This window comes from Serratia sp. 22264, assembly GCF_052045345.1.
GTDB lineage: Bacteria > Pseudomonadota > Gammaproteobacteria > Enterobacterales > Enterobacteriaceae > Serratia > Serratia plymuthica.
The window spans coordinates 72,044-98,940 of sequence record NZ_JBQEOY010000010.1 but is presented as its reverse complement, the minus strand read 5'-3'; the positions used below and the strand labels follow the sequence as shown (position 1 = coordinate 98,940).

The window sequence follows — 26,897 nt, the reverse complement described above, 5'->3', positions numbered from 1 at the left end:
CGCCAGACACCACACGTGGTTGATAATATATTTTGGTATCGGATTATACCAAAGGCGGCAAACTATACAGAAATTCAATGTAGCGCGCAATTGGAACCGTACATTTTGCGGCCCGCAGTGTAAACTACCCGACACTTTTTCCATCTGGATGGCCGCCACATGCCCGTTGTACACGTTGCTTTACCGGTTCCCCTCGCCCGCACCTTCGACTATCTGCTGCCGCAAGGCCTGCAGCCGGTAGCCGGCGCGCGCGTTTGCGTACCCTGGGGTAAGCAACGGGCAATCGGCATCGTCACCGGCAGCAGCGACACCAGCGAACTGCCGCTGGATAAGCTCAAGCCCATCGACAGCATCATCGACAACGCCTCCCTGTTCTCCCCCAGCCTGTGGCGCATTCTTCGCTGGGCCAGCGACTATTATCATTATCCTATCGGCGAAGTACTGTTCCACGCGCTGCCGATCCTGCTGAGGCAAGGCAAACCGGCTGAAGCCGCGCCGCTGTGGCAATGGTTCGCCACTGAACAGGGCCGCGCCACGCCGCCGGAAAGCCTGAAACGCGCCCCCAAACAACAGCAGGCACTGGCCGCGCTGCTGCAACGCCCGGTGTATCGCCACCAGGTCAGCGAACTTGAACTGACCGAGAGCGCGCTGCAGGCATTGCGCGCCAAAGGGCTGATCGACTTACGGGCTCAGACTTTGGCGACGCAGGACTGGCGACCGGGTTTTGAAGTGCTCGGCGAACGGCTGCGGCTGAATACCGAGCAGGCCACCGCCGTGGGTGCGATCCGCAGCGAAGACAATCAGTTTGGCGCCTGGCTGCTGGCCGGGGTCACCGGCTCCGGCAAGACAGAAGTCTATCTCAGCGTGCTGGAAAACATTCTGGCCATGGGCAAACAGGCGCTGGTACTGGTGCCGGAAATCGGCCTGACACCGCAAACCATCGCCCGCTTTCGCGAGCGCTTCAATGCGCCGGTAGACGTACTGCACTCCGGCCTCAACGACAGCGAACGGCTGGCGGTATGGCTGCGCGCCCGCAGCGGTGAAGCGGCGATTGTCATAGGCACCCGCTCTGCGCTATTTACCCCGTTCTCACGCCTGGGCGTGATCATTATCGACGAAGAGCACGACAGCTCCTATAAACAGCAGGAAGGCTGGCGCTACCACGCACGCGATCTGGCGGTGTTCCGCGCCCGGGAAGAGAACATCCCGATGGTCATGGGTTCCGCCACGCCGGCGCTGGAAACGCTGCACAACGTGCAACTGGGTAAATACCGTCAACTCAAGCTCACCCAGCGCGCGGGCAACGCCAAACCGGCGGCGCAGCATCTGATCGACCTGAAAGGCCTGCCGCTGAAGGTGGGTCTGTCGCAGCCTTTGCTGAAAAGCATGCAGCACCACCTGAAAGCCGGCAATCAGGTGATGTTATTCCTTAACCGCCGCGGCTATGCGCCGGCGTTGTTGTGCCACGAGTGCGGCTGGATTGCCGAATGCCAACGCTGCGATCATTACTACACCTTCCATCAGAACCATCGCCAACTGCGCTGCCACCACTGCGACAGCCAGCGGCCGGTACCGCACCAGTGTCCGCAATGCGGTTCAACGCACCTGGTCTCGGTCGGCGTCGGTACCGAGCAATTGGAAAACGAACTGGCGCCGCTGTTCCCGGAAACGCCGATCACCCGTATTGACCGAGACACCACCAGCCGCAAGGGCTCGCTCGAGCAGCATCTGGCGGATATTCACCGTGGTGGCTCACGCATTTTGATCGGCACCCAGATGTTGGCAAAAGGTCACCATTTCCCGGACGTGACGTTGGTCGCCTTGCTGGACGTCGACGGCGCGCTGTTTTCGGCTGATTTCCGTTCCGCTGAACGCTTTGCCCAACTGTATACTCAGGTCTCCGGCCGTGCAGGGCGCGCCGGCAAGCAGGGTGAAGTCCTTTTGCAGACTCACCACCCGGAACACCCGCTGCTGCAAATTCTGTTGCAGCAGGGCTACGAGGCCTTTTCCAAACAGACGCTGGCGGAACGCAACAGCGTCTTCCTGCCGCCCTACACCAGCCATATCATCGTGCGTTCGGAAGATCACGATAACCAACAGGCGCCGCTGTTCCTGCAGCAGTTGCGCAACCTGCTGGAAGCCAGCCCGCTGAAAGACGACTCGTTGTGGGTCATGGGGCCCGTCCCGGCATTGCAGTCAAAACGCGGCGGCCGCTTCCGTTGGCAACTGCTGTTGCAGCACCCTTCGCGACGCGTGCTGCAACAGTTGATGAAAAGCTCGTTGCCGTTGATCGGTACACTGCCACAGGCACGTAAGGTGAAATGGACGCTGGACGTCGATCCGATAGATAGCTGAACCCGGAAAAGTCTGATTCAGTTCAGGCAAGGCAAACGTTTACCCTTGAAATTGCGAGCGAACGCTAAAAAACCTTCCCGGGTCACACTTTTTATGCAAATTAGGTAACAAAGGCGGGACATATTCTGTTTAGAATGTCTGCCAAGGCAATTTTGGCACCTAAAGTAGCACCGTGACAGAATGTTCGAATGCGGATGGCGCTAAATGATAACAACACCACCGTACGCCAAAATTTGTGAGCAAACTGCAGTAGTCGCGTTGGCATGGGGCTAACGCAAGGAGAAAGGCGTTGGAACACAAGAAAGAATTACCCATGGCAACCATGAAAGACGTTGCCGAGATGGCGGGCGTTTCAACGGCAACCGTGTCGCGCGCGCTGATGAACCCGGAGAAGGTGTCAACGCCGACGCGTCAGAAAGTGGAGCAGGCCGTCTTGGCCGTGGGCTACTCTCCTCATGCCCTCTCGCGCAATATCAAGCGCAATGAATCTCGTACCATTCTGGTGATCGTCCCCGACATTTGCGATCCGTTCTTCGCCGACGTGATCCAGGGGATCGAGCAGACCGCGGCGCAGCAAGGCTATCTGGTGCTGATTGGCGATTGCGCTCAGCAAAACCAGCAGGAACGGACCTTCGTCAATCTGATTATCACCAAGCAAATCGACGGCATGCTGCTGCTCGGCTCCAACCTGCCCTTCGACGCCAGCAAGGAAGAGCAGCGCAATCTGCCGCCAATGGTGATGGCCAACGAGTTTGCCCCGGAGCTGGAACTGCCGACGGTACACATCGATAACCTGACCGCCGCCTTCGAGGCTGTACATTATTTGCACCAGCTCGGACACAAGCAAATCGCTTGTGTCGCCGGACCGGAACAGATGCCTCTCAGCCATTATCGGCTGCAAGGTTACATTCAGGCGCTACGTCGTAATGGCATTAACGTCGAAAGCAGCTATATTACCCGGGGTGATTTCACGTACGAAGCCGGTGCGCAGGCGCTGACAGCGCTGATGGCGCAACCAAAACCCCCGACGGCAATATTCTGCCACAGTGACGTCATGGCAATCGGCGTGCTGTCACAGGCGAAAAAAATGGGGCTGCGAGTACCGCAGGACCTTTCCATCGTCGGCTTTGACGACATCAAGCTGACGCAGTATTGCGATCCGCCGTTAACCACGGTGGCTCAACCGCGCTATGAGATCGGCCGGCAAGCGATGCTGCTGTTGTTGGAACAACTGCACGGACAGACAGTACCAAGTGGCTCCCGGCTATTGGACAGTGAATTAATTATCAGAGGCAGCACCGCTGCCCCTAAACGCTAGTCAAATATTTTAGGGTTCAGTAACATGCAGGACTTATCTCCTCATCAGGACACAGCGGAATAATAGTGGCACAAAAAGACTATGTAGGCCGTGGGCGCACAGGAGCGCGGCGCAAAACCCCCAGCCGTAAAAAGAGCAGTTCTCCGAAAGTATCCAAAACCGTGCTGGCGCTAGCCGTAGCACTTCTGGTGATCTTTATCGGTGGCCTCTATTTCATTACGCACAATAAACCGGACGATGTACCGTTGTTGCCTGCACACAGCAACCGCCCTGGCAATGGCCTGCCGCCGAAGCCGGAAGAGCGCTGGCGCTATATCAAAGAGTTGGAGAACCGCCAGATTGGCGTGCAGACCCCGACCGAGCCAACGGCCGGCGGCGAAGTCAACTCCAAGACTCAGTTGACCACTGAACAACGCCAACTGCTGGAACAAATGCAGGCAGATATGCAACAGCGCCCTACGCAACTGAATGAAGTGCCGTATAACGACCCTTCTCAAGCCGCGGCGCGCGGCAACAGCCGCCAGCAGCAGGTGCAGCAACAACAAATACAGCAGCAAGTTCAGCAACAGGTGCAGCAACCACAGGTTACCCAGCCGCGTAATCCGTTTAACAACGGTGCAACCACGGCGCCGGTGCAACAGCACCAGCAGCAAGCTCAACCCAAACCCAAGCCGCAGCCGGTAACGCCGCCGCCGGTCCAGGTTAAGCAGCCTGAGCCTAAACCGCAGCCAAAACCTGAGGTAAAACCGGAAACCAAGCCGGAAGTGAAACAGGAAACGGCCAAGCAGGAAACCAAGCCTGAGCAGAAACAGAAGTGGATGGTGCAATGCGGTTCGTTCCGTGCCACCGATCAGGCGGAATCCGTCCGTGCGCGCCTGGCGTTTGAAGGTATCGAAAGCCGCATCACCGCCGGCGGCGGTTGGAATCGCGTGGTGCTCGGCCCCTACAGCAGCCGCGCAACAGCGGACAAAACCCTATCGCGTCTGAAGGGCGCTGGCATGTCAAGTTGCATTCCCCTCGCCGTTGGGGGTTGAAAAGCGTCAATCCCCCCCCATCTATACTCTCAATATGCCTCGTAGTGTCTGCGCAAGCAGACGCTGCGAGGGCTTCTTTCCGTCTTCAACGAGGGTCTGCTCGTGACAACAATTGTAAGCGTACGCCGCAACGGCCAGGTAGTGATCGGTGGCGATGGCCAGGCCACCTTGGGCAATACGGTAATGAAGGGCAACGTCAAGAAAGTGCGTCGCCTGTATAACGACAAAGTGATTGCCGGTTTCGCCGGTGGCACTGCGGATGCCTTCACGCTGTTTGAGCTGTTCGAGCGCAAGCTGGAAATGCACCAGGGCCATTTGGTTAAAGCGGCCGTTGAGTTGGCTAAAGACTGGCGTACCGACCGCATGCTGCGCAAGCTTGAAGCGCTGCTGGCCGTGGCGGATGAACACTCTTCGCTGATCATCACCGGCAACGGTGACGTGATCCAGCCTGAAAATGATTTGATTGCGATCGGTTCCGGCGGCCCATACGCCCAGGCTGCCGCTCGTGCGATGTTGGAAAATACCGAGCTGAGCGCCCGCGAAATCGTTGATAAATCCCTCAACATCGCCGGTGACATCTGTATTTACACCAACCATTTCCACACCATCGAAGAATTGCCTTCCAAAGCGTAAGGATCGAATACCATGTCTGAAATGACCCCGCGCGAGATCGTCAGCGAGCTGGACAGCTACATTATCGGCCAGAACAAGGCCAAACGTGCCGTTGCCATCGCCCTGCGTAACCGCTGGCGCCGGATGCAGCTCGACGAGATGCTGCGTCATGAAGTTACGCCAAAAAATATTCTGATGATCGGCCCGACCGGCGTCGGTAAAACTGAAATCGCCCGTCGTCTGGCGAAGCTGGCCAATGCACCCTTCATCAAGGTAGAAGCCACCAAGTTCACCGAAGTAGGCTATGTCGGTAAAGAAGTGGATTCCATCATCCGCGATCTGACCGACGCCGCGATCAAAATGGTGCGTCTGCAGTCGATCGAGAAAAACCGCACCCGCGCCGAAGAGATGGCGGAAGAACGCATTCTCGACGTCCTGATCCCACCGGCCAAAAACAACTGGGGCCTGCCGGAAGAACATCAAGAGCCGTCGGCCGCGCGTCAGGCATTCCGCAAGAAACTGCGTGAAGGCCAGCTGGACGACAAAGAGATTGAGATCGATCTGGCTTCTGCGCCAATGGGCGTGGAAATCATGGCGCCTCCGGGCATGGAAGAGATGACCAATCAGCTGCAGTCGATGTTCCAGAATCTGGGCGGCCAGAAGCACAAACCGCGCAAGCTGAAGATCAAAGAAGCCTTCAAGCTGTTGATCGAGGAAGAAGCCGCCAAGCTGGTGAACCCGGAAGAGCTGAAAGAGCAGGCGATCGAAGCGGTTGAGCAACACGGCATCGTGTTTATCGACGAGATCGACAAAATCTGTAAGCGCGGTGGCCAAAGCTCCGGCCCGGACGTGTCACGCGAAGGCGTGCAGCGCGATCTGCTGCCGCTGGTGGAAGGCTGTACCGTTTCCACCAAGCACGGCATGGTGAAAACCGATCACATTCTGTTTATCGCCTCCGGCGCATTCCAGACCGCCAGCCCGTCGGATTTGATCCCGGAACTGCAGGGGCGCCTGCCGATCCGCGTTGAATTGCAGGCGCTGACCACCGAAGATTTCGAGCGTATCCTGACCGAGCCAAGCGCCTCGCTGACCGAGCAGTACAAAGCGTTGATGGGCACCGAAGGCGTCAATATCGAGTTCACCGCCGAAGGTATCCGTCGTATCGCCGAAGCCGCGTGGCAGGTTAACGAAAGCACCGAAAACATCGGTGCGCGCCGTCTGCACACCGTGCTTGAGCGTCTGATGGAAGATATTTCCTACGATGCGAGTGAAATTAACGGCCAATCCATTACAATTGATGCGGATTACGTGCGTAATCATCTGGATGAACTGGTAGCGGATGAAGATTTGAGTCGTTTTATCCTATAATCGCTCAATCATGTCCTGTCGGTCATCTGTGTGGGAGGCATTGCCTCCCACAATTATTTCTAACGGACACAGCCACTTACTCTGAAGCGAAAAATGAGCTCATCAACTTCCACCTCCCCGGCCAGAGCCTGGCTTGAAAGTTTACGACCGCGCACCCTGCCGCTGGCCTTTGCCTCGATCGTGGTCGGTTCCGCCATTGCCGCCTGGCATGACAGCCTGAAACCCGGCGTGGCGCTGCTGGCACTGCTGACCGCCGGCTTGCTGCAAATTCTCTCCAATCTGGCGAACGACTATGGCGATGCGGTAAAAGGTAGCGACAAGGAAGATCGTATCGGACCGCTACGCGGCATGCAGAAAGGCATGATCACCCAGGCACAGATGAAACGCGCGCTGGTCGTGACGGTGGTATTGATTGCCATCGCCGGTTGTTCGCTGATCGCCGTGGCCTGTGAGCAGCCCAGCGACGTCATCGGCTTCCTGGTGCTGGGCGGGCTTTCTATCGTCGCCGCCATTACCTACACCGTAGGTAACAAGCCTTACGGTTATCTGGGATTGGGCGATATTTCGGTGCTGGTGTTCTTTGGTTGGCTGAGCGTAGCGGGCACCTACTACCTGCAAACCCACGCTTTTGACAGCATAGTGATGTTGCCGGCCACCGCCTGCGGTCTGCTGGCAACCGCGGTACTCAATATCAATAACCTGCGCGATATCGAAAGCGATCGCGCCAACGGCAAAAATACCCTGGCGGTGCGGCTCGGCCCGCAGAAGGCGCGCTACTACCACGCCCTGCTGCTGATTGGCGCGGTTGCGTGTTTTGCGCTGTTTACGCTGCTTAATCTGCATAGCCTGTGGGGTTGGCTGTTTGTGCTGGCTATCCCGCTGCTGGTGCGTCATGGCCTGCGCGTGCTGCGCGATCCGACCCCGGCCGGCATGCGGCCGATGCTGGAACATATGGTCAAGGCGGCGCTGCTGGCCAACGTATTGTTCGCCATCGGCGTGGCGCTCAGTTAAAAACTGATGATTTTGCCAACAGGGCGAATAAAGGGATATACTGATTATTCCAGCGGCAAACAGACGTAAAATCCTATGAAATACGATACTTCCGAACTTTGCGACATCTATCATGAAGAGGTGAACGTTGTTGAACCTCTATTCTCCAATTTTGGCGGGCGTACTTCATTTGGCGGGCAAATCACTACGGTGAAATGCTTTGAGGATAACGGCCTGTTATTCGATCTGCTCGAGGAGAACGGCCGTGGCCGCGTCCTGCTGATCGACGGTGGCGGCTCGGTGCGTCGCGCACTGATCAACGCTGAGCTGGCGCGTCTGGCAACCCAGAACGAATGGGAAGGCATCGTGGTTTACGGTGCAGTGCGCCAGGTAGAGGATCTGGAAGAGCTGGACATCGGCATTCAGGCGATGGCGGCCATTCCGGCGGGCGCCATCAGCGAAGGCGTCGGCGAAAGCGATATTCGCGTTAACTTTGGCGGCGTCACCTTCTTCTCCGGCGATCATCTCTATGCCGACAATACCGGGATCATTCTGTCTGAGGACCCGCTCGATATCGAGTAACCCGCAGAGATGAAAAAGGGCGCCTAAGGCGCCCTTTTCGATTCCGGCATCAGGGAATCAAACTTCTTCCATTTTGCCCAGCAGCGCGCGCAGGCGATCTTGCCATACGTGCTGCTCTTCTTTCAGTTGCTGATTTTCACGCACCAGAGATTCGTGGTTGCCTGAAGCAGCCTGAACTTCGTGAGACAGAGTATTGTTTTTGTCTTTCAGTTCTTCAATTTCCATCTGCAGCAGGGTGATGGTATCGATCGCCTGCTGAACTTTTGCTTCCAATTTCTCAAATACTTCAAATGACATTCTTCAGTCCCCTCATGATAGCAAGGCGTACATCTATAGCTAACGGCCGCAACTCAGGTTGCAACCGCTGCGAATATGCATCGCGCCAAGTGACACGCGTTTTTATTGAAAAAACGCGCCTGTCTCGATAAAACGGTTCTTTCGATAAAAACGATTGTAAGTAGCCTGTCCCCGACTGTCTAGCAACATACCGGCTCATCGCGCAGTCTGTTGCAATTTTCCTGCCCTCACTATCAGCAAAAACTGAAAATGCCCGTCGAACAAAAAAGGGTTTGTTAACAATTGGTGGGAAAACCACTGGTCAGATCACACTTTCATGGCGCAGAAAGAACACCAGACGACGCGAATTCGCTCAATTTTATGACGAAGCACACACATTTTGATTTCGCTATTTCTCGTTTATGTTCGTTAACGATAAATTTACATCACGTCCTCAATTAATAATTGGACGAGATGAAAAAAACTGTACCCATAGGCCAAGTGGATTAGCACAGTGAGCCTATAAACCTATAACCGCCGTTTTGCAGGACAACAACATTATGAGCCAAACCACCAGTCCGACCCTAAAAGGCCAGTGTATCGCCGAGTTCCTCGGCACAGGTTTGTTGATCTTTTTTGGCGTAGGCTGCGTTGCCGCACTGAAACTGGCGGGCGCCAGCTTCGGCCAGTGGGAAATCAGTATCATTTGGGGCCTGGGCGTTGCCATGGCCATATATCTGACTGCTGCCATCTCCGGTGCGCACCTTAACCCGGCCGTCACTATCGCGCTGTGGTTGTTCGCCTGCTTTGACGGACGCAAAGTACTCCCTTACATTGTCGCGCAGATCGCCGGAGCCTTCTGCGCAGCAGCCCTGGTCTACGGGTTGTATTACAACCTGTTCTTCGATTTCGAAGCGGCCAACCATATGGTCCGCGGCAGCGACGAGAGCCTTGCTCTGGCCGGTATCTTCTCCACTTATCCTAACGCGCACATCTCCGTCGGCCAGGCCTTCCTGGTGGAAACGGTGATTACCGCGATTCTGATGTGCCTGATTCTGGCGCTGACCGACGACGGCAACGGTATTCCACGTGGCCCGCTGGCACCGCTGCTGATCGGTATTCTGATTGCCGTTATCGGCGCCTCCATGGGACCATTGACCGGCTTTGCTTTGAACCCGGCGCGTGATTTCGGCCCGAAACTGTTCGCTTATCTGGCAGGTTGGGGCAAAGTGGCCTTCACCGGGGCACGTGATATCCCGTACTTCCTGGTGCCAATCTTTGGCCCTATCCTCGGTGCCGGTCTGGGTGCCTTCGGCTACCGCGCCCTGATTGGCCGCCATCTGCCGTGCGATGTTTGCGTAGAGGAAGAAGAACCCGCTACCAAGGCCCAACAGCGCAAAGCGTGATTGACACAGTTTTAAAACGGTTAACAACAGCAGGATTAAGATCATGACAGTAGAAAAAAAATACATTGTCGCTCTCGACCAGGGAACCACCAGTTCACGTGCCGTAGTGCTCGATCACGATGCCAATATTGTTGCGGTATCTCAGCGCGAGTTCACGCAGATTTACCCGAAAGCCGGCTGGGTTGAACACGATCCGATGGAGATCTGGTCATCACAAAGTTCCACGCTGGTGGAAGTGCTGGCAAAAGCCGACATCAACTCCGATCAGATTGCCGGCATCGGCATCACCAACCAGCGTGAAACCACCATCGTGTGGGAAAAAGAGACCGGCAAGCCGATTTACAACGCCATCGTCTGGCAATGTCGCCGCACCGCCGACATCTGCGAAAAGCTCAAGCGCGATGGCCTGGAAGAGTACATTCGTCACAACACCGGCCTGGTGGTCGACCCGTACTTCTCCGGTACCAAGGTGAAGTGGATCCTCGATAACGTTGAAGGTGCCCGTGAACGCGCCAAACGCGGCGAGCTGCTGTTCGGCACCGTCGACACCTGGCTGGTGTGGAAAATGACCCAGGGGCGGGTGCACGTGACCGATTACACCAACGCCTCGCGCACCATGATGTTCAATATCCATGAGCTGGACTGGGACGATCGCATGCTGGAAGCGTTGGATATTCCGCGCGTCATGCTGCCGAAAGTCCGTCCGTCCTCCGAGGTGTACGGCCAGACCAATATCGGCGGTAAAGGCGGCACGCGTATTCCTATCGCCGGTATCGCCGGCGACCAGCAGGCGGCGCTGTACGGCCAACTGTGCGTTCAACCGGGCATGGCGAAAAACACCTACGGCACCGGTTGCTTCCTGCTGATGAACACCGGCAAAGAAGCGGTGCGATCCAGCCACGGCCTGCTGACCACCATCGCCTGTGGCCCGCGCGGTGAAGTGAACTATGCGCTGGAAGGCGCGGTATTTATCGGCGGCGCCTCTATCCAGTGGCTGCGCGATGAGCTGAAACTGATCAGCGATGCGGCCGACTCCGAATACTTCGCCACCAAGGTGAAAGACAGCAACGGCGTCTACGTCGTACCGGCCTTCACCGGCCTGGGCGCCCCTTACTGGGACCCGTATGCCCGTGGCGCCATCTTCGGCCTGACCCGCGGTGCGAACAGCAACCACATCATCCGCGCCACGCTGGAGTCCATCGCCTACCAGACGCGCGACGTGCTCGACGCCATGCAGGCCGACTCCAACACCCGCCTGCAGTCGCTGCGTGTGGACGGTGGCGCAGTGGCCAACAACTTCCTGATGCAGTTCCAGTCCGACATCCTCGGTACCCGTGTTGAGCGCCCTGAAGTGCGTGAATCGACGGCTCTGGGTGCGGCCTTCCTGGCGGGCCTGGCCATTGGCTACTGGAACGATCTGGATGAGGTGAAGAGCAAAGCCGTTATCGAGCGCGAGTTCCGCCCAAGCATTGAAACCACCGAGCGTAACTTCCGCTACAGCGGCTGGAAAAAAGCGGTTGCCCGTGCCCAGGCATGGGAAGATCACGACTAACCCCCCTTTGCTTTGTTGACCGAATCACGCGCTGCCCCCGGGCGGCGCGTTTTTTTTTGCCCCGCCCGCTGCCGCCCTGCTGTGATAAACTTTGCCGATATTTTCTTCCTTTCTCACAACGGGTTTTGCCATGAAACGTGAATTAGCCATCGAATTTTCCCGCGTTACCGAAGCCGCCGCGCTGGCGGGCTACAAATGGCTGGGGCGCGGCGACAAGAATGCCGCCGACGGCGCTGCGGTCAACGCAATGCGCATTATGCTCAATAAAGTGGATATCGATGGCCGCATCGTGATCGGCGAAGGCGAAATTGATGAAGCGCCCATGCTGTATATCGGCGAACAAGTCGGCAGCGGCCAGGGCGATGCGGTGGATATCGCGGTCGATCCCATCGAAGGCACCCGCATGACCGCCATGGGCCAACCCAACGCGCTGGCCGTGCTGGCTGTGGGCGATCGCGGCACCTTCCTGCACGCGCCGGACATGTATATGGAAAAGCTGGTGGTGGGCCCGGCGGCGCGCGGCGCTATCGATCTCAACCTGCCGCTGGCAGAAAACCTGAACCATGTCGCAGCCCGACTGAACAAGCCGCTGGCGCAGTTGACGGTAGTCATTCTGGCCAAACCGCGCCACGACGGCGTTATCGCGCAGCTGCAACAGCTCGGGGTACGGGTTTTCGCTATCCCTGACGGCGACGTAGCGGCCTCCATCCTGACCTGCATGCCTGAAAGCGAAGTCGACGTGATGTACGGTATCGGCGGCGCACCTGAAGGGGTAATTTCCGCTGCGGTGATCCGTGCGCTGGACGGGGATATGCAGGCGCGACTGCTGCCGCGCCATCAAGTAAAAGGCGACAGCGCCGAGAACCGCCGCATCGGTGAAGAAGAACTGGTGCGGTGCAACGAGATGGGGATTGAGGCCGGCAAGGTGTTGGTATTGGACCAAATGGCGCGCAACGACAACGTCATTTTCTCCGCCACCGGCATCACCAAGGGCGACCTGCTGGAAGGCATTAGCCGCCAGGGCAATATGGCCACCACGGAAACCTTGCTGATCCGTGGTAAGTCCCGCACTATCCGCCGAATTCGCTCAACCCATTATCTGGACCGTAAAGATCCGGCGCTGCACGAGTTTCTACTGTAATTCGACAGGGCGCCATTGGCGCCCTGTTGGTTTTATGCGGTATGTCCCTGATGCTGGAGACGATTTGACAACGGCCACCAGCACAGCAAAATCAGCAGCGCCATCGCAAACATCAGCAGGCCGAGGCTAAACTGCCCGGTCTGCGGCAGCATGGCGGAGAGCCAGGTCGCCAAACCCGAGCCCATATTCTGCATACCGCCCACCAAGGCGCCCGCCGCACCCGCCAGATAGGGGAATGGCTCCATCGCGCCGGTGGTAGCCAGCGGGAACAACATCCCTGCGCCGAAAAAGAACAGCGCCGCCGGCACGATCAGCGTCCAGATGTTCATCACGCCAAACCAACCCGGGATCCACATCATCAGACCTGCCAGCAGACAGCTGATGACCGAATGCCACATCAGGCTGTGGAAGGTTTTGCCGTCACGGCCGGCGTACCAGGCACCGAAAAATGCGGCAGGGATCGGCAGGATAAACAGGATACTGACGGTCAGCCCGCTCAAGCCCAACACGCCGCCCATCAGCACGCCGCAACTGGCCTCGAACACCGCGATCCCCGCTAGTGCACCGATCAGCATCACCAGATAACAGCTGAAAGTGCCGTCGGCCAGCAGCTTGCCGAAACTCGCCAGCATGCGCCGTTTTTCTGTCTGTTGCGGCCGGGTTTCCGGCAGCCAGCGGAACATGGCGAAGGCGACGCCGGCGCAAAGCGCCAACAGGAAAGCGTAACAAGCGCGCCAGCCGAATATCATCGCCAATGCCCCACCGATAATCGGCGCCAGCAGCGGGCTCACCAGAATGCCCATATTGAGCAGGCTGTTGGCATAGCGCAGTGAGGTCCCGGCATACAGGTCACGCGGCATGGTACGCGCCATCACCCCCGCCACGCCGGTGCCCATCCCCTGAATGGCGCTGGCGGCAACCAGCATCGTCAGGCTATTGGACAAAAACGCGCCCAGGGCACCAATCAGGAAAATCATCATCCCGGCGAGGATCACCGGGCGGCGGCCAATGCGGTCCGACAGCGGGCCGTAAATCAGCTGTGAAAAGCCATAGGTCATCAGATACGCCGCCATCACGCGCTGTACCGCACCGGTACGCACCGACAGATCTCGGGCAATGTCGGCAATGACAGGAACATAAATGGTTTGCGCCATCTGACCGACGGCCACCAACAGGGTGAGCATCACCAGCAGGTGAAAATTGTCTATTTTTCTCATTGTCTTCGTTAGCGTATTAACTCGTCACAGCGTCCCGGCATGACTCCGGATTGAGTCAGAACGGCGAGCAGCCCTCTATGGCGGCATAAGCTAACAAATCTGATTTTTTTAGCGAGTTTCAGGCAGATATTGATCCCGGTCACACTGGCAGCAAAGGCAACCAACCTCGTAAATTAAACTGTACGTCTAACGCTTAAGGGGTAAAAATGGCGAGATCGCCGTAATTTGGCTTTAGCATTTAATCGATAATTATTTTCATCATCTTGAAATAAAATAACACCATAGGGATTTGGTTCATGAAAACACCAGAGCTGATTTTATTGCAGTTGAAAACCTTGGGGCCGCATTCCGCCAAAATGCTGGCTGAGCGTCTGGACATCACCCCAATGGGTATCCGTCAGCATCTGCAATCCCTGGAAAGACGTGAGCTGGTTTGTTACGAAGAAGCGCGTACCAAAGTAGGCCGCCCAACGCGTTACTGGTCGCTGACCCAGCAAGGCCACGCTGAGTTCGCCGATTGCCACGATACGCTTGCCACGGCGTTACTGGAGTCTGCCCATCAGTTGTTTGGCGCCGAAGGTGTGGAACAGCTGATTAGCGAACGGGAAGAAAAGCTCTATCAGCGCTATGCCAAAGAGCTGTCGGAAGAACGCAGCCATCAAGGCAAACTCGCCCGGTTGGTGCGCCTGCGGCAGCACGATGGCTACATGGCCGAACTGTTCGAACATCCGCAGGGCATGCTGCTGGTGGAAAACCACTGCCCGATCGGCGTGGCGGCCACCGTCTGCAGCAACCTGTGCAACTCGGAACTGCGGCTGTTTCACCGCCTGTTTGGCCACGGCTACCGAATAGAACGCGCTGCGCATGCCATTTCCGGCTCACGACATTGCGCTTATTTGATTCGACCATTGGAGCTTTAGAGTATGGCTGACTGGGTTAATGGCAAGGTTACGCAGGTAGAGCAATGGACCGACGGGCTGTTCAGCATTACCGTCCATGCCCCTATTGATACCTTTACCGCCGGGCAATTTGCCAAACTGGCGCTGGAAGTTGACGGTGAGCGCGTGCAGCGCGCCTATTCCTACGTCAATGCGCCCAGCGATCCGAATCTGGAGTTTTACCTGGTCACCGTGCCGGAAGGCAAACTGAGCCCGCGGCTCAATCAACTGCGACCGGGATCGGAAGTGATGGTGACCAAAGAGGCCGCCGGTTTCTTCGTGCTGGAAGAAGTGCCGGAGTGCGACACCCTGTGGATGTTGGCGACCGGTACCGCCATCGGCCCTTACCTGTCCATCCTGCAGGAAGGCAAAGACCTGGAACGCTTCAAAAATTTGGTGCTGGTGCATGCCACCCGCTTTGCGCGCGATCTCAGCTACCTGCCGCTGATGCAGCAATTGCAGCAGCGCTACAACGGTAAGCTGCGCATTCAGACCGTCGTCAGCCGCGAAGACGCCGCAGGTTCACTGACCGGGCGTGTGCCAGCGCTGATCGAAGACGGCCGGCTGGAAGCGGCGGTGGGGCTGCCCCTAGATGCCGAAACCTGCCACGTCATGCTGTGCGGTAACCCGCAGATGGTGCGAGACACCCAGCAGACGCTGAAGGATCAGCGGCAGATGCGTAAACATCTGCGCCGCAAGCCGGGCCATATGACCAGCGAGCATTACTGGTAACCGCAGGCTTATTTCCTGCGGAACCTGACCGGCTCGGCTTCCGGGCCGAAACGGTTGTTCCCTGGGGTGCCGACAAAGGCGCCCAGATCAATCATCATCATCACGAGAATCAGCGTCGGGATAAAACGCCCGACGCCCCACTGCCAGATTGGCGCCAGCATCTGCCAATTGCCCGCCGCCAGCATCCACGCCAGAATCAACAGCAGCGCCCACCAGCCGGCCTTGTTGCGATCGTGCAAGCGCTTGATCAGCACCGCCGCAGTTGGCCACAGCAACGCAACGATAAAGAACGCTATCGACTGGATAGCCACCAGTTGGTAATTCGCCAGCGTAAAGGCGACGGCCATCAATACCAGCCAGGCCCCCATCCAAATCCAGAAGTCACGCCGCCCGATACGGCCCTTAAAAGAAAAACACCACTGCTGTAACGTCATCGATTCCTGCGCTCTTAGCCTGCCCATATTCTGTCGCGCAGTGTAACATAGGCTCCGCCGGGCGGAGATTTACGCCCTGCATTACGCGGAGTAACGCACAGCTTTCCTGTCAGCGAGCGATAATGGCGCGGGATCTTTGACAATCCCCCTCGGTTATCGCTTTAATCGGAGCCATCTTTGTTCTTGATGCCGTGTATGCCATGCTGAGAAAATCCATCGCCATCGCCTGCCTGTTGCTGGGTATCAGCAGTGCCTGGGCCGATCCACCGGATGCCGCCGCCAGTGCGTCGCCCACCGCACCTTACCTGCTGGCCGGCGCGCCGACGTTTGATCTGACGGTGGTAATATTCCGCGAAAAATACAATCGCGATAATCCAACGCTGCCGATCGGCGAATTTCGCGCCATTGCAACCGCAGAAGACGACTCGCCATTGCTGACGCGTGCCGCCAGCAAGCTGAATGAAAACCTCTATGCCTCCACCGCGCTGGAAAAAGGCACCGGTAAAATCAAAACGCTGCAGATCACTCACCTGCCGCTGCAACAAAGCAGCGAAGAGAAAGCCGCTCGCAGCGTTGCCGTCAGCTACATGGCCGCGCTGATGCGCCAATTTGAACCTGCGTTGACGGTGGAGCAAAGTCTGGCGAAAGTGACCAGCCTGTTGGAAAAGGGCAAAGGCTCACGCTTCTACCAACAGCAGGTCGGCGCGATCCGCTACGTGGTATCGGACAACGGCGATAAAGGGGTAACTTTCGCTGTTGAACCGGTTAAGCTGGCGTTATCCGAGCCTTAACAGCTGGGTATTTAATGACGAAAAGCAAAGCCTTCGCGCTTAATCATCTCTATACTGTTGGCCAGGTAAACTGCCGGTCCGGCAGTGGTTATTTCGACTCTCGCGTTCCCTTGTTGGAGGAAAAAACATGCGTCATCCATTAGTTATGGGTAACTGGAAGCTTAACGGCAGCACTCACATGGTTAACGAACTCATTGCCGCTCTGCGCAATGAACTGAGCAGCGTTGACGGTTGTGGCGTGGCTATCGCACCGCCGGTGATGTACCTGGATCAGGCCAAGCACGCTCTGGCCGGCAGCCGCATTGCTCTGGGCGCTCAAAATGTAGACGTGAACCTGTCCGGTGCATTCACCGGCGAAGTTTCCGCTGACATGCTGAAAGATGTAGGCGCGCAATACATCATCATCGGCCACTCCGAACGTCGCACTTACCACAAAGAAACCGACGCTGCGATCGCCGAAAAATTTGCCGTGCTGAAAGCGGCTGGTCTGATCCCGGTGCTGTGCATCGGTGAAACCGATGCAGAAAACGAAGCGGGTAAAACCGAAGAAGTTTGCGCACGCCAGATCGACGCCGTGCTGAAAACCCAGGGCGCTGAAGCGTTCAAAGGTACCGTTATCGCTTATGAGCCAGTTTGGGCCATCGGTACCGGCAAGTCAGCTACGCCTGCGCAAGCACAGGCAGTACACAAATTTATCCGCGATCACATCGCCAAGCAGGACGCAGCCGTAGCTGCAGAAGTGATCATCCAGTACGGCGGTTCTGTAAACGATAAGAATGCTGCCGAGCTGTTCACCCAGCCGGACATCGACGGCGCGCTGGTTGGCGGCGCATCACTGAAAGCTGACGCTTTCGCCGTGATCGTCAAAGCCGCTGCAGCCGCTAAAAAAGCCTGATTTCATTCGGCTCATAAATAACAAAACCCCGGCATGCCGGGGTTTTTTATTGCAGTCACAAAAGCATCAGCGCTTGCTTATCTCGTCGAACACGCCACCGGTGGCAAAGTGCACCTTCTGCGCTTCGGTCCAGCCGCCGAAAGTATCATCCACGGTGAACAGCTTCAGTTTCGGGAACTGGTCGGCAAACTTGGCCGCCACCGCCGCATCACGCGGGCGATAGTAGTTTTTCGCCGCGATGGTCTGCCCTTCCGGCGTATACAGATACTTCAGGTAAGCCGTAGCCACATCGCGAGTGCCACGCTTATCGACCACTTTATCTACCACTGAGACGGTCGGCTCCGCCAGAATCGATTCGCTCGGGGTGATAATTTCAAACTTGTCTTTGCCCAGCTCTTTTTCCGCCAACAACGCTTCGTTTTCCCAGGCAATCAGCACGTCGCCGATACCGCGTTCAACGAAGGTATTGGTCGAGCCACGCGCACCGGAATCCAGCACTTCAACGTTTTTATACAGGTTTTTCACGAACTCCTGCGCCTTGGCTTTATCGTTATTGTTGTGGTGCAGCGCGTAACCCCAGGCAGCCAGATAGTTCCAACGAGCACCGCCGGAGGTTTTCGGATTCGGTGTAATCACCGACACGCCCGGTTTAATCAAATCGGCCCAGTCGTGAATTTGTTTTGGGTTGCCTTTGCGCACCAGGAACACGATGGTCGAGGTATAAGGCGCGGAGTTGTCCGGCAGACGTTTAATCCAGTCTTTGTCGATGCGCCCACGCTCGGCGATGGCATCCACATCATAGGCCAGCGCCAGTGTAACCACGTCGGCCTCAATACCGTTAATCACCGAGGTGGCCTGCTTGCCGGAACCGCCATGCGACTGACGCACCGTCACTTTATCGCCGGTTTGCTGCTGCCAGTACTTACCGAATGCGGTGTTGTATTCCTGATAGAACTCACGCGTCGGGTCGTACGAAACGTTCAGCAGTTGGATATCTTTCGCCATGGCACCGGACGCCAGCAGCATTATTGTCAGACCTACACCCCATTTACGCATCGACTCGCTCTCCCAGGAAAATAATCGCAACCTCAATCGGTTGATTTAGCATCAGAGCCTGCCAGAAACTCTCCCACCAATTAAAGAATTAAAAATTTTGGGCTAGACGATTATGGAATATAAACGCGCCGGACAAAAAAAAGCCCCCGCATGCGGAGGCTGTGACTGCTGGGCTGGACGGGGATCAGTACAGTTTTTTCGCCGTATCCAACCAGTCGCCCTTAAACGGACGCTTCATGTTTTCGATCGCATCGATGATGTCGTGATGCACCATCTTCTCGTTCTGGATACCGACGCAACGGCCACCGTAGCCTTGCAACAGCAGTTCGATGGCGTAAGCGCCCATGCGGGAAGCCAGAATACGATCGTAAGCCACCGGCGAACCGCCGCGCTGAATATGCCCCAGCACGGTAGCACGGGTTTCGCGTTTGGTTTCTTGTTCGATATGGCGCGCCAGTTCATCGATATCGCAGATGTGCTCGGTGATCGCCACGATCGCGTGTTTTTTGCCTTTGGCGATGCCGGCCTTGATTTCACAAACCAGGTCTTCGCGGTTGAATTCGGTTTCAGGCAACACGATAAATTCACAGCCGCCGGCGATGGCCGCTGCCAGCGTCAGATCGCCGCAATAGCGCCCCATCACTTCAACGATGGAAATACGCTGATGCGAAGATGAGGTATCGCGCAGACGGTCAATCGCTTCGACCACGGTTTCAAGCGCGGTGAAGAAGCCGATGGTGTAGTCGGTACCGGCCACGTCGTTATCAATGGTGCCCGGCAGGCCGATACAAGGGAAACCTTCTTCCGTCAGGCGCTTGGCCCCCATATAGGAACCGTCGCCGCCGATCACCACCAACGCATCGATACCGCGGTTTTTCAGGTTTTCAATCGCCTTGGCACGCACGCTGTCGTCTCTGAACTCAGGGAAACGCGCTGAACCGAGGAAGGTGCCACCGCGGTTGATCATATCGGACACGCTATAGCGGTCCAACCGTTCCATGCGATCTTCGTACAAACCAAGGTAGCCATCGTAAATACCAAAAACTTCCAGACCTTCCGAAAGCGCGGCACGCACAACGCCACGGATCGCAGCATTCATACCCGGCGAATCACCGCCACTCGTCAGTACACCGATTTTCTTGATCATGACTACCTCTGAACTGTAGATGCAATTTCTTAAGAATTCTGTATTCGCCGATTGCCTTGGAACCTCTCCGGCTGCAGAAAACCAGCGTTACGGCTTTATTGCTGGATATTATAACAAAAACACCCAGCTGAATTGATTCAAGTCACGCAATATTACGGTAAAAAATCGACATGGCACGCTGAGCTAACTCGTTATTCGCCTGCCGTACTTATCCTGACCGCCCTGCATGAATTATAGCTCCCAATGCCCCTGCCGGCCCGATGGCACCACGGAACAAGGATCTTGGTGGATGAGGACATCCGCCCCCGGAAAACGGTGCAACAGCGCCTGCTCCACCTGTTCGGCCAGAATATGCGCCTGCATCAGCGGCAGCTCATCGTCCATTTCCAGATGCAACTGGATAAAACGCGTCGGGCCGGACTGGCGTGTGCGCAGATCGTGCGCGCCTTTCACCCCCGGCCAGGAAGAAATTACGTCGATAATCGCCTGGCGCTCGTCATCCGGCAATGCTCTGTCCAGCAGCGATTGTACCGCTTCATAGCCCATCCGCAGCGCGCTATAGAGAATGTAGACGCCAATTCCCAATGCAAACAGCGCATCTGCCCGCTGGAAACCGTACCAGCTTAGCCCAAGCGCAATAAGAATAGCACCATTCATCATGACATCTGACTGATAATGCAGCATATCTGCTCGCACGGCCTGGCTGCGAGTTTTTCTTACCACCCAACGCTGATATGTGACCAGGATCAGGGTGCTGACCAGCGCAACGATTGTCACGGCAATACCTATGCCGGGGTCACGCAAGGTTTCCGGCGAATACAGATGCTGAAAACCGGTCAGAAACAGAAAAAGCGCCGAGCCGGAAATAAACATGCTTTGCGCCAGCGCCGCCAGCGACTCCGCCTTACCATGCCCGAAGGTGTGCTCCTCATCGGCCGGTTGCAGCGAGTAACGCACCACCAGCAGGTTAGTCAGCGACGCGGCAACATCCACCAGGGAATCCACCAGCGCAGCCAGCAGGCTCACCGAACCGGTGCGATACCAGGCAACAATTTTTATCAGTAACAGCGTGGAGGCCAACACGGTGGCAGCTAACGCGGTGGACTTCACCAAACGCGCATATTGCGGTTCCATAACCCACCTTGGGTAAAACATGAGAGGGTCAGTATAACGGAATGACGGGCAAAAAAAGCCCCGCCATCATGGCGGGGAAGACAGGGATGGTGTCTATGGCAAGGAAAAACAGGGGACTACTCAGTCATACTCAACTTCTGGGCAGAAGTTTGCTGCAAACCAGAAATTTGTTGCTCCATCTGCTGCATTCGCTGCTGATGTTTCTGGTCTAAAACGCTTTTTTGCTGTGGCGTCAGCAGGTTATACATTTGATTACGCACCCGGGCCATTTCGACCTGGCGCTTAACCTGTTGCTGAGCCATTGTTTCCGCCTGAGCATACACGGCGGCTTCATCAAATTTGTCTGCGGTCACCAGTTTATGCATGGCTTCCATTTCAGCTACATTGACACCAGGCAGATCGTGGCGCGCCTGGCGCATTAAATCGCGCATTTGCTGGCGCTGCTGCTCAGTCAGGCTGACACCGTCAAACATGTGGTGCTGGCCAGGGACTCTGGTTATCGCATCGTTTCCGGGAGTCGGTGCAGTTTCCGAAGTAGTGTCAGCAGCAAACGCAGCGGTAGAACCTATTGCCAGCATTGATGCCATAACTAATGCGGTTACCTTACGCATTTTAACTCCTCGTTCTTTCTCACTTTGCGAATCAACGAGGAGCAGTGTACTGCTGCACCTGCAAACATGCGTCAGTGCATGTAAAACTACGTAAAGTCATGGAATGCCAACAGTTGATGACGTATTTTGCGTCAGGAGGTAAAACATAATGAATAAAATTCTGTTAGTTGACGACGACCGCGAGCTGACCTCGCTGTTAAAAGAACTGCTTGAAATGGAAGGTTTTACTATCGTCGTTGCTTACGATGGCGAACAGGCGTTGTCGCTGCTCGACAGCTCCATCGATCTGCTGCTGCTCGATATCATGATGCCGAAGAAAAACGGTATCGATACCTTGAAAGAGCTGCGCCAGCATCACCAGACGCCGGTCATTATGTTGACTGCCCGCGGCAGCGAACTGGATCGCGTGCTGGGGCTGGAACTGGGTGCCGATGACTACCTGCCGAAACCCTTTAACGATCGTGAATTGGTGGCGCGTATCCGCGCCATCCTGCGCCGTTCCAACTGGAGCGAACAGCAGCAAAATGTCGATACCGGCGCACCGACGCTGGACGTTGACGGCCTGCAGCTCAATCCGGGCCGCCAGGAAGCCAGCTTTGACGGCCAAACGCTGGATCTCACCGGTACCGAATTTACCCTGTTGTACCTGCTGGCGCAGCACCTTGGCCAGGTCGTGTCGCGTGAGCTGCTGAGCCAGGAAGTATTGGGTAAGCGCCTGACGCCATTCGATCGCGCCATCGACATGCATATCTCCAACCTGCGACGTAAACTGCCGAACCGCAAAGATGGCCATCCGTGGTTCAAGACCCTGCGCGGCCGGGGTTATTTAATGGTATCTGCAACATGATCAACAGTTTGACGGCACGTATCTTCGCCATTTTTTGGTTCACATTAGCCCTGGTGCTGATGCTGGTGTTGATGGTGCCCAAGCTCGACTCCCGCCAAATGACCTCGCTGCTGGACAGCGAGCAGCGGCAGGGGTTAATGCTGGAACAACACGTCGAGGCCGAGTTGCAAAACGATCCGGCCAACGACCTGATGTGGTGGCGGCGCTTATTTCGCGCCATCGAAAAATGGGCCCCACCGGGGCAGCGGCTGCTTTTGGTCACCAGCGAAGGCCGCGTGATTGGTAACATGCAGCGCAACGAAATGCAGCTGGTGCGTAACTTTATCGGCCAGTCTGATAACTCTGATCATCCGAAGAAGAAAAAATACGGCCGCGTCGAGCTGGTCGGCCCGTTCTCCGTGCGCGATGGCGAGGACAACTACCAGCTGTATCTCATTCGTCCCGCCAACAGCCCACAATCCGATTTTATCAACCTGATGTTCGACCGGCCGCTGTTGCTGCTGATCGTCACCATGCTGATCAGCGCCCCCCTACTGTTGTGGCTGGCCTGGAGCCTGGCCAAACCGGCGCGCAAGTTGAAAAACGCCGCCGATGACGTCGCCCGCGGCAACCTGAAACAGCATCCGGAGCTGGAATCTGGGCCGCAAGAGTTTCTGGCCACCGGCGCCAGCTTCAACCAGATGGTTAGTGCGCTGGAGCGCATGATGACCGCCCAACAGCGGCTAATCTCCGACATCTCGCATGAGCTGCGCACACCGCTCACCCGCTTGCAGTTGGCTACCGCGCTAATGCGCCGTCGTCACGGCGAAGGACATGAACTGGCGCGCATCGAAACCGAGGCGCAGCGTCTGGACTCGATGATCAACGATCTGCTGGTGCTGTCGCGCGGGCAGCAGAAAAGCGAGTTGGCGCGCGAGCGGCTGCTGGCCAACGAACTGTGGGCCGACGTGCTGGATGACGCCGGATTCGAAGCCGAGCAAATGGGCAAACACCTGGAAGTCAGCTCCCCTCCAGGCCCCTGGGCGCTATTCGGCAACGCCAGCGCATTGGACAGCGCGCTGGAAAACATCGTGCGTAACGCCCTGCGCTATTCGAACACGCGCATTGCCGTGGCGTTTAGCGCCGACAACCAGGGCATCACTATTGTGGTCGACGACGACGGTCCTGGCGTCAGCGAGGAAGATCGCGAGCAGATTTTCCGGCCGTTCTACCGTACCGACGAAGCACGCGATCGTGCATCGGGCGGCACCGGTCTGGGCCTGGCGATTGTCGAGGCTGCGGTCAATCAACACCGCGGCTGGGTGAAGGCGGAAGACAGCCCGCTCGGCGGCCTGCGGTTGGTACTGTGGCTACCTCTGCACCAGCGTTGATCGCCTAAGACAGATCGGCAAGATTTTGTTATTCTGCGCCCCTCTTCATGAGGGGCCTTTTACATGCTGAACATCGTTTTATTTGAACCTGAAATTCCACCCAATACCGGCAATATTATCCGTCTGTGCGCCAATACAGGCTTCCAGTTACACCTGATAGAACCGATGGGTTTTCCATGGGACGACAAACGGCTGCGCCGCGCCGGGCTGGATTATCATGAATTCGCCAATATCCGACGTCACGCCGATTACGCCGCCTTTATCGCCAGCGAAAACCCGCAGCGACTGTTTGCCCTGACCACCAAAGGTACCCCAGCACACAGCGCGGTCAGCTATCAGCCCGGCGACTACCTGCTGTTTGGGCCGGAAACTCGCGGCTTGCCCGCCGAGATCCTCGAGGCCTTGCCTGCACAGCAGAAAATCCGCATCCCCATGCAGGCGCAAAGCCGCAGCATGAACCTGTCGAACGCCGTCGCGGTGGTGGTGTACGAAGCCTGGCGGCAGTTGGACTATGCCGGTGCACTGATTAAACCTTAAGCGGTGACAACCCGTCCTGCGGGGAGGATAATCTGAACAGATCACCTCTCCGGGGACATCGCATGGCTTTCACAGAGAGTATTATCGCCCACTTCCGCAGGCTCGAGAATGCGCTGAATCAGGCGCTGGCGCGTTTGCAGGACACGACGGACACTGAGGCTCTGCACGACGTACGCATCAACCTGCGGCGAATCAGGAGCCTGCTGAGACCATTGCGCGGCACACCCGGCGTCGCACAACTCGACAACGCCGCCGCCAGCCTGGGGAAACTCACCACGCCGATACGCGATTTGGAAGTGTTGATCGCCGAGTTGGCGCGACATCCGCTAGAGTGGCAGACCAACGTCCGCAAAACCGAATTGCAAAGCCGCAACCTCGCCCTTGCGTCACATCCCTTGCTGTTCCGCTTTCCCAACTTGCTGCACGACTGGCCAAAAAGCTTCCATAAAGCCAAACGCCGGCACGCAAAACGTCGCGTTGCCCATCGCCTGTCCCGGCAGGTGAAACAGCTGCGTCTGGCGCTGGCCGACGGGCACTACGATCGCCACCGGCTGCGCCTGCTGATCAAGCGGTTGCGCTATGTTACCGACGCCTACCCACAGTTCTCGCTTATCACACCGGAAGCCGCCGCCAGCCTGAAAGAGGCGCAAAATGCACTGGGAGACTGGCACGATCGTTTTGTCTGGTGCCGGCAAGCCGAAAATCAGCAAGATCTCTGGCCGCTGCTGCCAGAATGGCAAGACGCTCAGGAAACAGCGCTGGAGAGGGCTGAAGCTGCATTGTTTGCGCTTTCGCGGGCGCTCACCTCTAAAACCCGCGACGCATCACGATCCTGACAAAGTATGCAAAGACAGTGCACGTCTGGCCCCAAAACATTCGCTGCAATAGAAGATAATGAGCTATGTTTTGTAAGGGTAATAGACATTCATCATAGGAAATCGTATGAAAAAAAAACGCTTGAGCGTTGCCATGGCGGTGCTGGCAACAGGCCTGTTGTTGGCGGGCTGTTCGTCTAAAGTAGCAAATAAGCAGCAGTATTCAGGTTTTCTGAGCGATTACAGCAAGCTGCAGGAAACCGAATCGGCCACCGGCCATAAAACGCTGCGTTGGATCGATCCTACCTTTAAAGAATCCAATTACCGGGGCGTCTATTTTTCTCCTGTGACCTATTACCCGGCGGCCAAACCGACGGCACGCGTCAACCAGGATACGCTGAACAAAATCAAAGACTACGCCAATCAGCGAATCAACGCCGCACTGAGCGAGCGAATGACAGTGCTGCAAAGCCCGTCAGGATCGCGCGTGCTGCTCGCCAAAGTGGCGATCACCGCCGTGTCGGCTGAAAATGAAGATCTGAAGTTCTATGAAGTGACCCCGGTTACCGCAGTGATCGCCAGCACTATGGCCGCCAGCGGGCACCGCACGCAAAACACCACGCTGTTCCTCGAAGCGCAACTGATCGATCAGGATACCGGCAAAACGGTGATGGAAGTGGTGCGTAAAGGCTATGGCAAGACCGTCAGCAATGACTCCGCGCCGGTGACGGCGAACGAGGTCAAAGCGGCGATCGATAGCATGGTTACCGATATCGTGAAATTCCCGAAACAGGGTTAATTCTCTGCCGGAAAACATCGGGGGGAGCCTAAAGCTCCCCCCGATTTTATCCATCAGCAAACCGGCTTAAATGCCGTCGCCGAACTCAAAACCCTGATTGGTGCCGTTGAAGTACTGATCCATATCCATCGAAGGCGTATCGCTTTCCGGTCGGCCGACGATGCGCGCCGGCACCCCGGCGGCGGTGGTATGCGGCGGTATGGATTGCAATACTACCGAGCCGGCACCGATTTTTGCGCCTTTGCCCACCTCGATATTGCCGAGAATTTTAGCCCCGGCGCCAATCATTACGCCCTCTCGGATCTTCGGATGACGATCGCCGCTGGTTTTGCCGGTACCGCCAAGGGTGACCGACTGCAGGATAGACACGTCGTTTTCCACTACTGCGGTTTCACCAATAACGATGCCGGTGGCATGGTCGAGCATAATACCGCAGCCAATAGTGGCCGCAGGGTGAATATCAACGCCAAAGGCGACCGAAATTTGATTTTGCAGGTAAATCGCCAATGCCTGGCGCCCCTGCAACCACAGCCAGTGGCCGATACGGTAAGCCTGCAGCGCATGGAAACCTTTCAGATACAGCAACGGCGTCGAGTATTTATCTACCGCCGGGTCGCGCAAACGCACCGCCAGGATATCGCGCGCTGCCGAGACGATCATCTGCTTATCGGCAAGGTAGGCGTCTTCCACCACTTCACGCACCGCAATAGCCGGCATAATCGGATTTGCCAGCTTGTTTGCCAGAATATAGCTGAGCGCACTGCCCAGGTTTTCATGCTTGAGCAACGTCGCATGGAAAAAGCTAGCCAGCATCGGTTCACACTCAGCCAGCTCTCTCGCTTCTGATTTGATGCTCTTCCAGACCTGCTCTAACTCTTCTGACGACATCAGGTTCCTCTCCACCTTGCAAAACAGGCTGCCTCACCGCATCACGGTCAGG

Annotated in this window: 27 protein-coding genes; 19 read left to right on the top strand and 8 right to left on the bottom strand. The window is 56.6% G+C overall.

The features are described 5' to 3' along the window. Positions 1–159: 159 nt before the first annotated feature. The 7 genes from priA to rraA all read left to right on the top strand — a co-directional run bounded on the left by priA (position 160) and on the right by rraA (position 8,259). Positions 160–2,355: a primosomal protein N' gene (gene priA / locus ACTJJ1_RS24125; protein WP_440835635.1), complete on the top strand. Its 2,196-nt coding sequence runs from the start codon at positions 160–162 to the stop codon at positions 2,353–2,355. 289 nt (positions 2,356–2,644) lie between these two features. Beyond that, entirely contained in the window at positions 2,645–3,673 is a 1,029-nt protein-coding gene (gene cytR / locus ACTJJ1_RS24120) for a DNA-binding transcriptional regulator CytR (RefSeq protein ID WP_006328842.1), read from the top strand. A gap of 65 nt (positions 3,674–3,738) precedes the next feature. Continuing rightward, positions 3,739–4,707, top strand: a complete 969-nt coding sequence (gene ftsN, locus ACTJJ1_RS24115) for a cell division protein FtsN (protein ID WP_004953182.1) — start codon at positions 3,739–3,741, stop codon at positions 4,705–4,707. Positions 4,708–4,809: 102 nt separating this feature from the next. Then, on the top strand, positions 4,810–5,340 hold the full coding sequence (gene hslV, locus ACTJJ1_RS24110; protein ID WP_004953184.1) for an ATP-dependent protease subunit HslV: 531 nt from the start codon (positions 4,810–4,812) through the stop codon (positions 5,338–5,340). A 12-nt stretch (positions 5,341–5,352) separates the two neighbouring features. Beyond that, positions 5,353–6,687: an HslU--HslV peptidase ATPase subunit gene (gene hslU / locus ACTJJ1_RS24105; RefSeq protein ID WP_062789478.1), complete on the top strand. Its 1,335-nt coding sequence runs from the start codon at positions 5,353–5,355 to the stop codon at positions 6,685–6,687. 93 nt (positions 6,688–6,780) lie between these two features. Next, positions 6,781–7,698: a 1,4-dihydroxy-2-naphthoate polyprenyltransferase gene (locus ACTJJ1_RS24100; protein ID WP_004953189.1), complete on the top strand. Its 918-nt coding sequence runs from the start codon at positions 6,781–6,783 to the stop codon at positions 7,696–7,698. Between the two features lie 75 nt (positions 7,699–7,773). After that, positions 7,774–8,259, top strand: a complete 486-nt coding sequence (rraA, locus tag ACTJJ1_RS24095; RefSeq protein WP_004953191.1) for a ribonuclease E activity regulator RraA — start codon at positions 7,774–7,776, stop codon at positions 8,257–8,259. 57 nt (positions 8,260–8,316) lie between these two features. Here rraA and zapB read toward each other — a convergent pair whose 3' ends face one another. After that, on the bottom strand, positions 8,317–8,556 hold the full coding sequence (gene zapB / locus ACTJJ1_RS24090) for a septal ring assembly protein ZapB (protein ID WP_004953193.1): 240 nt from the start codon (positions 8,554–8,556) through the stop codon (positions 8,317–8,319). 539 nt (positions 8,557–9,095) lie between these two features. Here zapB and ACTJJ1_RS24085 point away from each other — a divergent pair. The 3 genes from ACTJJ1_RS24085 to glpX all read left to right on the top strand — a co-directional run bounded on the left by ACTJJ1_RS24085 (position 9,096) and on the right by glpX (position 12,634). Beyond that, positions 9,096–9,941 (top strand): MIP/aquaporin family protein, encoded by an 846-nt coding sequence (locus ACTJJ1_RS24085; protein WP_004953195.1) that lies wholly within the window; start codon positions 9,096–9,098, stop codon positions 9,939–9,941. A 43-nt stretch (positions 9,942–9,984) separates the two neighbouring features. Beyond that, positions 9,985–11,493 (top strand): glycerol kinase GlpK, encoded by a 1,509-nt coding sequence (gene glpK, locus ACTJJ1_RS24080; RefSeq protein WP_006328848.1) that lies wholly within the window; start codon positions 9,985–9,987, stop codon positions 11,491–11,493. 130 nt (positions 11,494–11,623) lie between these two features. Further along, positions 11,624–12,634 (top strand): class II fructose-bisphosphatase, encoded by a 1,011-nt coding sequence (gene glpX / locus ACTJJ1_RS24075; protein ID WP_440835631.1) that lies wholly within the window; start codon positions 11,624–11,626, stop codon positions 12,632–12,634. A 32-nt stretch (positions 12,635–12,666) separates the two neighbouring features. Here glpX and emrD read toward each other — a convergent pair whose 3' ends face one another. After that, the gene (emrD, locus tag ACTJJ1_RS24070; protein WP_004953205.1) at positions 12,667–13,851 is read right to left on the bottom strand and encodes a multidrug efflux MFS transporter EmrD; all 1,185 of its coding nucleotides are present in this window, start codon (positions 13,849–13,851) and stop codon (positions 12,667–12,669) included. A gap of 296 nt (positions 13,852–14,147) precedes the next feature. On the opposite strand from emrD, the gene ACTJJ1_RS24065 reads away from it, so the two are divergent. Both ACTJJ1_RS24065 and fpr read left to right on the top strand, forming a co-directional pair. Further along, positions 14,148–14,771 (top strand): helix-turn-helix transcriptional regulator, encoded by a 624-nt coding sequence (locus ACTJJ1_RS24065; protein WP_004953208.1) that lies wholly within the window; start codon positions 14,148–14,150, stop codon positions 14,769–14,771. Between the two features lie 3 nt (positions 14,772–14,774). Then, entirely contained in the window at positions 14,775–15,521 is a 747-nt protein-coding gene (fpr, locus tag ACTJJ1_RS24060; protein ID WP_004953210.1) for a ferredoxin--NADP(+) reductase, read from the top strand. An 8-nt stretch (positions 15,522–15,529) separates the two neighbouring features. On the opposite strand, the gene ACTJJ1_RS24055 is transcribed toward fpr, so the two are convergent. After that, on the bottom strand, positions 15,530–15,955 hold the full coding sequence (locus ACTJJ1_RS24055) for a DUF805 domain-containing protein (protein WP_004953214.1): 426 nt from the start codon (positions 15,953–15,955) through the stop codon (positions 15,530–15,532). Positions 15,956–16,155: 200 nt separating this feature from the next. On the opposite strand from ACTJJ1_RS24055, the gene ACTJJ1_RS24050 reads away from it, so the two are divergent. After that, positions 16,156–16,746, top strand: a complete 591-nt coding sequence (locus ACTJJ1_RS24050; protein ID WP_006328853.1) for a DUF1454 family protein — start codon at positions 16,156–16,158, stop codon at positions 16,744–16,746. A gap of 127 nt (positions 16,747–16,873) precedes the next feature. Continuing rightward, positions 16,874–17,641 (top strand): triose-phosphate isomerase, encoded by a 768-nt coding sequence (gene tpiA / locus ACTJJ1_RS24045; RefSeq protein ID WP_004953219.1) that lies wholly within the window; start codon positions 16,874–16,876, stop codon positions 17,639–17,641. Positions 17,642–17,707: 66 nt separating this feature from the next. Here tpiA and ACTJJ1_RS24040 read toward each other — a convergent pair whose 3' ends face one another. From ACTJJ1_RS24040 to cpxP, 4 genes are all read right to left on the bottom strand, one after another. Further along, entirely contained in the window at positions 17,708–18,697 is a 990-nt protein-coding gene (locus ACTJJ1_RS24040; protein WP_004953224.1) for a sulfate ABC transporter substrate-binding protein, read from the bottom strand. A 184-nt stretch (positions 18,698–18,881) separates the two neighbouring features. Further along, entirely contained in the window at positions 18,882–19,844 is a 963-nt protein-coding gene (gene pfkA / locus ACTJJ1_RS24035) for a 6-phosphofructokinase (protein ID WP_004953227.1), read from the bottom strand. Between the two features lie 231 nt (positions 19,845–20,075). Further along, positions 20,076–20,978, bottom strand: coding sequence for a CDF family cation-efflux transporter FieF (fieF, locus tag ACTJJ1_RS24030; RefSeq protein WP_004953229.1), 903 nt, complete (start codon positions 20,976–20,978; stop codon positions 20,076–20,078). 116 nt (positions 20,979–21,094) lie between these two features. Beyond that, a complete protein-coding gene (gene cpxP / locus ACTJJ1_RS24025) occupies positions 21,095–21,589 on the bottom strand; it encodes a cell-envelope stress modulator CpxP (protein WP_004953231.1) in 495 nt (164 codons plus the stop codon). A gap of 148 nt (positions 21,590–21,737) precedes the next feature. Between cpxP and cpxR the strand changes: the two genes are divergently transcribed. The 5 genes from cpxR (at position 21,738) to ACTJJ1_RS24000 (ending at position 25,957) form a co-directional block, all read left to right on the top strand. Then, complete coding sequence (gene cpxR, locus ACTJJ1_RS24020) at positions 21,738–22,436, top strand: envelope stress response regulator transcription factor CpxR (protein WP_004953234.1); 699 nt, start codon at positions 21,738–21,740, stop codon at positions 22,434–22,436. Continuing rightward, on the top strand, positions 22,433–23,806 hold the full coding sequence (cpxA, locus tag ACTJJ1_RS24015) for an envelope stress sensor histidine kinase CpxA (RefSeq protein ID WP_004953237.1): 1,374 nt from the start codon (positions 22,433–22,435) through the stop codon (positions 23,804–23,806). Before cpxR ends, cpxA begins: the two co-directional genes overlap by 4 nt. Positions 23,807–23,869: 63 nt before the next feature. After that, positions 23,870–24,343, top strand: coding sequence for a tRNA (uridine(34)/cytosine(34)/5-carboxymethylaminomethyluridine(34)-2'-O)-methyltransferase TrmL (gene trmL / locus ACTJJ1_RS24010; protein ID WP_004953239.1), 474 nt, complete (start codon positions 23,870–23,872; stop codon positions 24,341–24,343). A 62-nt stretch (positions 24,344–24,405) separates the two neighbouring features. Beyond that, positions 24,406–25,179, top strand: coding sequence for a CHAD domain-containing protein (locus ACTJJ1_RS24005; RefSeq protein ID WP_004953242.1), 774 nt, complete (start codon positions 24,406–24,408; stop codon positions 25,177–25,179). A gap of 106 nt (positions 25,180–25,285) precedes the next feature. Then, positions 25,286–25,957: a DUF3313 domain-containing protein gene (locus ACTJJ1_RS24000; RefSeq protein WP_004953244.1), complete on the top strand. Its 672-nt coding sequence runs from the start codon at positions 25,286–25,288 to the stop codon at positions 25,955–25,957. A 66-nt stretch (positions 25,958–26,023) separates the two neighbouring features. Here ACTJJ1_RS24000 and cysE read toward each other — a convergent pair whose 3' ends face one another. Next, a complete protein-coding gene (cysE, locus tag ACTJJ1_RS23995) occupies positions 26,024–26,845 on the bottom strand; it encodes a serine O-acetyltransferase (protein WP_004953246.1) in 822 nt (273 codons plus the stop codon). Positions 26,846–26,897 lie beyond the last annotated feature (52 nt).

What these genes read in the sequence shown, in the direction of transcription:
- cpxR (WP_004953234.1), top strand. Translation starts at nt 21,738, where the DNA reads ATGAATAAAATTCTGTTAGTTGACGACGACCGCGAGCTGACCTCGCTG.
- glpX (WP_440835631.1), top strand. Translation starts at nt 11,624, where the DNA reads ATGAAACGTGAATTAGCCATCGAATTTTCCCGCGTTACCGAAGCCGCC.
- priA (WP_440835635.1), top strand. Translation starts at nt 160, where the DNA reads ATGCCCGTTGTACACGTTGCTTTACCGGTTCCCCTCGCCCGCACCTTC.
- pfkA (WP_004953227.1), bottom strand. Translation starts at nt 19,844, where the DNA reads ATGATCAAGAAAATCGGTGTACTGACGAGTGGCGGTGATTCGCCGGGT.
- rraA (WP_004953191.1), top strand. Translation starts at nt 7,774, where the DNA reads ATGAAATACGATACTTCCGAACTTTGCGACATCTATCATGAAGAGGTG.
- hslU (WP_062789478.1), top strand. Translation starts at nt 5,353, where the DNA reads ATGTCTGAAATGACCCCGCGCGAGATCGTCAGCGAGCTGGACAGCTAC.
- trmL (WP_004953239.1), top strand. Translation starts at nt 23,870, where the DNA reads ATGCTGAACATCGTTTTATTTGAACCTGAAATTCCACCCAATACCGGC.
- tpiA (WP_004953219.1), top strand. Translation starts at nt 16,874, where the DNA reads ATGCGTCATCCATTAGTTATGGGTAACTGGAAGCTTAACGGCAGCACT.
- cysE (WP_004953246.1), bottom strand. Translation starts at nt 26,845, where the DNA reads ATGTCGTCAGAAGAGTTAGAGCAGGTCTGGAAGAGCATCAAATCAGAA.
- ACTJJ1_RS24085 (WP_004953195.1), top strand. Translation starts at nt 9,096, where the DNA reads ATGAGCCAAACCACCAGTCCGACCCTAAAAGGCCAGTGTATCGCCGAG.
- ACTJJ1_RS24050 (WP_006328853.1), top strand. Translation starts at nt 16,156, where the DNA reads ATGCTGAGAAAATCCATCGCCATCGCCTGCCTGTTGCTGGGTATCAGC.
- zapB (WP_004953193.1), bottom strand. Translation starts at nt 8,556, where the DNA reads ATGTCATTTGAAGTATTTGAGAAATTGGAAGCAAAAGTTCAGCAGGCG.
- emrD (WP_004953205.1), bottom strand. Translation starts at nt 13,851, where the DNA reads ATGAGAAAAATAGACAATTTTCACCTGCTGGTGATGCTCACCCTGTTG.
- glpK (WP_006328848.1), top strand. Translation starts at nt 9,985, where the DNA reads ATGACAGTAGAAAAAAAATACATTGTCGCTCTCGACCAGGGAACCACC.
- ACTJJ1_RS24005 (WP_004953242.1), top strand. Translation starts at nt 24,406, where the DNA reads ATGGCTTTCACAGAGAGTATTATCGCCCACTTCCGCAGGCTCGAGAAT.
- fpr (WP_004953210.1), top strand. Translation starts at nt 14,775, where the DNA reads ATGGCTGACTGGGTTAATGGCAAGGTTACGCAGGTAGAGCAATGGACC.
- ACTJJ1_RS24065 (WP_004953208.1), top strand. Translation starts at nt 14,148, where the DNA reads ATGAAAACACCAGAGCTGATTTTATTGCAGTTGAAAACCTTGGGGCCG.
- ACTJJ1_RS24100 (WP_004953189.1), top strand. Translation starts at nt 6,781, where the DNA reads ATGAGCTCATCAACTTCCACCTCCCCGGCCAGAGCCTGGCTTGAAAGT.
- fieF (WP_004953229.1), bottom strand. Translation starts at nt 20,978, where the DNA reads ATGGAACCGCAATATGCGCGTTTGGTGAAGTCCACCGCGTTAGCTGCC.
- ACTJJ1_RS24055 (WP_004953214.1), bottom strand. Translation starts at nt 15,955, where the DNA reads ATGACGTTACAGCAGTGGTGTTTTTCTTTTAAGGGCCGTATCGGGCGG.
- ACTJJ1_RS24040 (WP_004953224.1), bottom strand. Translation starts at nt 18,697, where the DNA reads ATGCGTAAATGGGGTGTAGGTCTGACAATAATGCTGCTGGCGTCCGGT.
- cpxA (WP_004953237.1), top strand. Translation starts at nt 22,433, where the DNA reads ATGATCAACAGTTTGACGGCACGTATCTTCGCCATTTTTTGGTTCACA.
- ACTJJ1_RS24000 (WP_004953244.1), top strand. Translation starts at nt 25,286, where the DNA reads ATGAAAAAAAAACGCTTGAGCGTTGCCATGGCGGTGCTGGCAACAGGC.
- cpxP (WP_004953231.1), bottom strand. Translation starts at nt 21,589, where the DNA reads ATGCGTAAGGTAACCGCATTAGTTATGGCATCAATGCTGGCAATAGGT.